The organism is Wolbachia endosymbiont of Drosophila incompta, from assembly GCF_001758565.1.
GTDB classification, from domain to species: domain Bacteria; phylum Pseudomonadota; class Alphaproteobacteria; order Rickettsiales; family Anaplasmataceae; genus Wolbachia; species Wolbachia pipientis.
The window spans coordinates 476601-476985 of the sequence record NZ_CP011148.1 but is presented as its reverse complement, the minus strand read 5'-3'; the positions used below and the strand labels follow the sequence as shown (position 1 = coordinate 476985).

The window sequence follows — 385 nt, the reverse complement described above, 5'->3', positions numbered from 1 at the left end:
GTTTGAGAATGGTAGCATAAGAGCCAGCAACATTAAACAGCATGCTAACAGCATAGAATTTGATGTGTTGAACAACTGGATTCCAGCATTACGTGCTGGAATGACAAAAGGAAAGTGTACAGAGATGTCATCCCAGTGCGTGACACTGGGATCCAGCCCTTTAAAAAACATAGTACTATCAAATGCAATTGGAATTCACAAAGTAAGCAACGCCCTAGCTGCAATATCAGTTGCGATAAAGCTCGGAATTAGCGATGCAGATATTAAAAAAGGCCTTTTGGAATTTCAAGGAGTAGCAAGAAGATTCTCTTTGATTGCCGATATTAAAGGTGTTAAGTTAATTGAGGATTATGCCCATCATCCAAATGAAATATATGCAACTTTA

The 385-nt window shown here is 38.4% G+C and carries 1 pseudogene; it reads left to right on the top strand.

Annotated elements, in window-relative coordinates:
* Positions 1-385, top strand: a pseudogene (locus tag WG67_RS08310) (UDP-N-acetylmuramate--L-alanine ligase); the annotation flags it as partial.